Source organism: Collimonas sp. (assembly GCF_044339385.1).
In the GTDB taxonomy this organism is placed as follows: domain Bacteria; phylum Pseudomonadota; class Gammaproteobacteria; order Burkholderiales; family Burkholderiaceae_D; genus Collimonas.
The window spans coordinates 1-5,330 of sequence record NZ_JBIIVN010000167.1; the positions used below are offsets into that span (position 1 = coordinate 1).

General features: G+C 56.0%; 3 protein-coding genes, 1 pseudogene and 1 riboswitch. Of the genes and pseudogenes, 2 read left to right on the forward strand and 2 right to left on the reverse strand.

The features are described 5' to 3' along the window. A pseudogene (locus tag ACIQ0R_RS10965) lies at positions 1-469 on the forward strand (hypothetical protein); the annotation flags it as partial. A 132-nt stretch (positions 470-601) separates the two neighbouring features. On the opposite strand, the gene ACIQ0R_RS10970 reads toward ACIQ0R_RS10965, so the two are convergent. Together ACIQ0R_RS10970 and ACIQ0R_RS10975 are read right to left on the reverse strand one after the other, a co-directional pair. Beyond that, complete coding sequence (locus tag ACIQ0R_RS10970) at positions 602-1,063, reverse strand: DUF2147 domain-containing protein (protein WP_395827201.1); 462 nt, start codon at positions 1,061-1,063, stop codon at positions 602-604. Positions 1,064-1,135: 72 nt separating this feature from the next. Then, positions 1,136-3,970, reverse strand: coding sequence for a valine--tRNA ligase (locus tag ACIQ0R_RS10975; RefSeq protein WP_395827204.1), 2,835 nt, complete (start codon positions 3,968-3,970; stop codon positions 1,136-1,138). 233 nt (positions 3,971-4,203) lie between these two features. After that, a riboswitch (TPP riboswitch) is annotated at positions 4,204-4,310 on the forward strand. A gap of 97 nt (positions 4,311-4,407) precedes the next feature. On the opposite strand from ACIQ0R_RS10975, the gene ACIQ0R_RS10980 reads away from it, so the two are divergent. Further along, positions 4,408-5,330: phosphomethylpyrimidine synthase ThiC (locus tag ACIQ0R_RS10980; protein WP_395827207.1), on the forward strand; the 923-nt coding region annotated here is incomplete at its 3' end.

Consider the following 5,330-nt stretch of genomic DNA (forward strand, 5'->3'; position numbering starts at 1 on the left):
GATCGGGCTTGGCCCGTTTGGTGCGTTTTACGTAGGTCATTTTTTCCTCTATGGTGGCAGTGTGCTGCCAAATGACCGTTTACACAAAACTAATTACACCCTCGCGATTGCAGCATTCGGCTTGCATGGCACGCTGATCGTTGGCGAACCGCATGTTTTGTCGTCTGCGACCCGGCGCAACCTGGCCAGCATGTTGGCCGACGCCAGCGTGTCGTTATCCTGCTGTACGGAGGACTCAGTCACATTATGCGGTGCCGGTTTTGGCAGCGATGTGTTGGGTAGCCCCTTGCACGCATTATGGCATTTGCATCAGCAACTCAATACGCAATCCCAGTTCGCACCATTGCAAGCGGGTGAGATCATTACTACTGGCACCTGGACCGATGCGTATCCGGTACAGGCTGGGCAAACCTGGGTGAGTGCTTTTTCGGGAATTGCGCTGCCGGGGCTGACCGTTTCTTTTGTCTGAGCCCGGCCGGCAATGCTATTACTCTTGCTCGCCGTTACGCGTGGCCTAGATAAAAAATGCCGTTCGACCTGTTAGCTGAACGGCATTTCTTGTGTCTGCTTACTTTTCAATGCATAGCGCGGCGCTGCTGATTTATTCCTCGCGCAGCCAGGTCTGGGTGCGCCCCAGCAGCGGCACACCGATGTAGCCGCGCACATTGAGCTTCTTGCCGCCATCAGCCAGCGACATCTTGCTCTTGTAGACCTTGCCGTTGTCGGGATCAAGAATCTGACCGCCGTTGTATTCATCGCCGTCATGCTTCATGTCGGTGGTGATGGTCATGCCAAGAATAGGCTGGTCTTTCAGCGCACCTTCACATTTGACGCATTTCGGATTCTGATCCTCGCTTGGATCGCGCAGCAGTTTCTCGATCTTGCCGCGCAGTTCACCGTTGGATTCGGTGATACGGATCAGCGCTTTCGGTTTTCCGCTATGGTCATCGATATTTTTCCAGAGTCCGACTGGCGTGTCGACGTCTTGAGCGAAGGCGGCCATGGACAACATGGTGCTGCCAGCGAGGGCCACCACCATCATTCGCTTTGAAAGTTTGTGCATGCTCTGTCTCCTGTTTTATATTGCGCCCGTCAGCATTGCTGCAGCCGGGCGTTACTATGGATTAGTAAGGAATCAAGATACGTTTAATTTTGCAAACTGTTCGCGCAACTTCGTTAGCGTACCTGAAAAATTCGCCAGACGCTCCTGCTCTTGTGCAACTACCTGCGCCGGGGCCCTCGCCACGAAGCTTTCATTGCCCAGCTTGGCCTGCGCTTTAACGATTTCACCCTCGATACGGCTGATTTCCTTACCGAGCCGCTCGCGCTCGGCTGCGACGTCAATTTCTACTTTGAGCAGCAGCTTGACATCACCGACGATCGATACCGGCGCCGGTGATTCGGGGAGAGTCTCTACTACTTGCACTTCCGATAATTTGGCGAGGGCTTGCAAGTATGGTGCAAATGATTGCAACGTCTCTTGCTGATCCGCGGCACCTGCAATGATCAGCGGTACCCGCAAAGCCGGCGACAATTGCATTTCGCCGCGTAGGTTGCGACAAGCGTCCGTGAGCGATTTCAACTGCGTCATCCAGGCTTCGGCACTGTCGTTGATCTTTTCCAGATTCGGTTCCGGATAAGGCTGCCGCATGATCGAGTCGCCTGCTGCGTCGAGCGTCTTACCTGTCAGCGGCGCGACGCTTTGCCACAATGCTTCTGTGACGAACGGGATGATAGGATGCGCCAGGCGCAGCACCACTTCCAGTACGCGCAGCAAGGTGCGCCGAGTAGCGCGTTGCTGCGCTTCGTTGCCTTGTTGGATCTGCACCTTCGCGACTTCCAGGTACCAGTCGCAATATTCATCCCAGACGAATTTGTAGATGGCCGAGGCGATGTTGTCGAAACGGTAGTCGGCAAAGCCCTTGGCGACTTCGGCTTCGGTACGCTGCAGCAGCGATACGATCCAGCGATCAGCCTTTGAGAATTGCAATTTTTCCTTGTCGCAGACGCCAGGCGCATGGCCGTCGAAACCGCAGTCCTTGCCTTCGGTGTTCATCAACACGAAGCGGGTCGCATTCCACAGCTTGTTGCAGAAATTGCGATAGCCGTCGCAGCGTCTCAGATCGAAGTTGATGTTGCGGCCGAGCGTCGCCAGCGAGGCGAAGGTAAAGCGCAGCGCATCGGTGCCGAAGGCTGGAATGCCGTCGGCGAATTCCTTGCGGGTGGCTTTAGCGATGCTGTCGGCTTGCTTTGGATTCATCAGACCGACAGTACGTTTGGCCACCAGATCGTCAAGGCTGATACCGTCGATCAGATCGATCGGATCGAGCGTATTGCCCTTTGATTTCGACATTTTCTGGCCGTTACCGTCACGTACCAAGCCGTGTACGTAGACGGTCTTGAACGGTACCTTGCCGGTGAAGTGGGTAGTCATCATGACCATCCGCGCGACCCAGAAGAAGATGATATCGAAACCGGTGACCAGCACCGACGATGGCAGGAACATTTTGTAGTCTGGCGTCTCTTCTGGCCAGCCGAGCGTCGAGAACGGCACCAGTGCTGACGAGAACCAGGTGTCGAGCACGTCATTGTCGGGCGTCAGCTTGCCGGTATAGCCGGCAGCGGCAGCTTTGGCTTGTGCTTCAGCTTCATTGCGAGCGACGTAGATCTTGCCGTCCTCGGCATACCAGGCCGGGATCTGGTGGCCCCACCACAGTTGGCGGGAAATACACCAGTCCTGAATGTTGTTGAGCCACTGGTTGTAGGTGTTGTTCCAGTTTTCCGGGATCATCTGGATTTCGCCGTTGGCGACTTTTTCCAGCGCTACTTCGGTAATCGATTTGCCGGGGAAGTATGTGCCTTCCGGAGCTGGTTTGCTCATGGCCACGAACCATTGGTCGGTCAGCATCGGTTCGATCACGACGCTGGTGCGGTCGCCGCGCGGCACCATCAGCTTGTGCGGCTTGACGGAGTCGAGCAGGCCAGCGGCATCGAGATCGGCGACGATCTGTTTGCGGGCGACGAAGCGGTCCAGGCCCTGATATTTGGCCGGGCCGTTTTCGTTGATCTTGGCGTCCAGCGTCAGGATGGTGATTTGCGGCAGCTTGTGCCGTTGTCCCACCGCATAGTCGTTGAAGTCATGCGCCGAGGTGATCTTCACGCAGCCGGTGCCGAATTCCTTGTCGACATAACTATCGGCGATGACCGGAATTTCGCGCTCGGTCAGCGGCAGCTTGAGCATTTTGCCGACCAGGTGGGTGTAACGTTCGTCAGTCGGATCGACGGCGACGGCAACGTCGCCCAGCAGCGTTTCCGGACGGGTGGTTGCCACCGTCAGGTAACCGCTGCCATCGGCGAACGGATAGCGGATATGCCACATCGAACCGTCTTCTTCTTCAGACAGTACTTCCAGCTCCGAGATGGCCGTGCCGAGCACCGGATCCCAGTTGACCAGACGCTTGCCGCGATAGATCAAGCCTTGTTCGAAGAGCCGCACGAAAACTTCGGTGACGCTCCCCGACAGCTTCTCATCCATCGTGAAATATTCACGGCTCCAGTCGGTCGAAGCGCCCATGCGGCGCATCTGGCCGGTGATGGTGGAGCCGGATTTTTCTTTCCATTCCCAGACCTTTTCGACGAATTTCTCGCGGCCGAGATCATGGCGTGAGACTTTCTGTGCATCGAGTTGTCGTTCGACCACGATCTGGGTCGCAATGCCGGCGTGATCGGTGCCGGGAATCCAGGCCGTGTTGAAACCGCGCATGCGATGGTAACGCGTCAGACCATCCATGATGGTCTGATTGAAGGCGTGCCCCATGTGTAGCGTGCCGGTCACGTTGGGCGGTGGCAACTGAATGCTGAAGGAAGGTTTGTCGGCGTCGGTGGTAGCGGTGTAATACCCACGCTTTTCCCACTCGCTACGCCAGAATTGTTCAATCTCGGCAGGGTCGAAAGACTTGGCTAATTCCATGATTATTGGTGTTTTTTCCTAAAACGACGATTATAAAGTACGCAGTCGATTGGCTTCTAACATTGCAGACCGGGATCGCGATTTTTTGACGAACTGACAATCTTGTCGACGCATTTGTGGCCGATGCCCGCGTTTTATATGCGATCGGAGATAGGCAAGCCTGGATTTTGATATGCCGCAGGCGGATTGCGGGTGTAAAATTCGTCCGCTGTCTTGGTATTGATTCCAAGGCGGCACAACGCTAGGGGTCCTGATTGCTGAAATGCCATGCAATCGGGTGAGAAATACCCTCGAACCTGATCTGGGTAATGCCAGCGAAGGGAAGCTGTCGAGATTGTTGTCGGCCGATCCATCACATATCAAGGTGATCCCGCGCCGCCAGACTCGAAAACCCCTTTGCTGGCTCCAAGCCATGCATGACAAGCAAAGGAGCCAAAATGAACGCCAATCCGAAATTCTTATCCGCCACTGCCACGGTGGATGATGCTGCAATCCATCCCCTGCCGAATTCCCGCAAGGTCTATGTTACTGGTTCGCGCCCCGACATCCGTGTGCCGATGCGGCAGATCAGCCAGTCCGATACGCCCGCTTCGTTCGGCGCCGAAAAAAATCCGCCGATTTATGTCTACGACACGTCCGGCCCGTACACCGATCCTGAGGTCAAGATCGATATCCGCTCCGGCCTCGCAACGCCGCGCCTGCCATGGATCACAGAGCGTGACGATACCGTAGAATTGCCGGGCCCGAGCTCGGAATATAGCATCGAACGGTTAAACGATCCGCAACTGGCAGAATTGCGCTTCAATCTGCACCGCAAGCCGCGCCGCGCCAAGGCTGGCAAGAATGTCTCGCAAATGCATTACGCGCGTCGAGGCATCATTACGCCAGAAATGGAGTTCGTGGCGATCCGCGAAAACATGCGCCGCAAGGAATATCTGGAGGAGCTGAAGGCGTCCGGCCCGATGGGCAATAAGCTAGCCGAGTTGATGGGCCGTCAGCATCCCGGTCAGTCATTCGGTGCTTCGCTGCCGCCTGAAATTACGCCGGAATTTGTGCGTGACGAAATTGCCCGTGGTCGCGCCATCATTCCGGCCAACATCAATCACCCGGAAATCGAACCGATGATCATCGGCCGCAATTTTCTGGTGAAGATCAATACCAACATCGGCAATTCCGCAGTCACATCGTTGATCGGCGAAGAAGTCGAGAAAATGACCTGGGCAATCCGCTGGGGCGGCGATAACGTGATGGATCTGTCGACCGGCAAGCACATTCACGAAACCCACGAATGGATCATCCGCAACTCGCCGGTGCCGATCGGTCCCGTGCCGATCTACCAGGCGCTCGAGAAGGTCGACGG

Excerpts from the sequence above, each read along its gene's own strand:
- ACIQ0R_RS10970 (WP_395827201.1), bottom strand. The coding sequence starts at position 1,063 with ATGCACAAACTTTCAAAGCGAATGATGGTGGTGGCCCTCGCTGGCAGC.
- ACIQ0R_RS10975 (WP_395827204.1), bottom strand. The coding sequence starts at position 3,970 with ATGGAATTAGCCAAGTCTTTCGACCCTGCCGAGATTGAACAATTCTGG.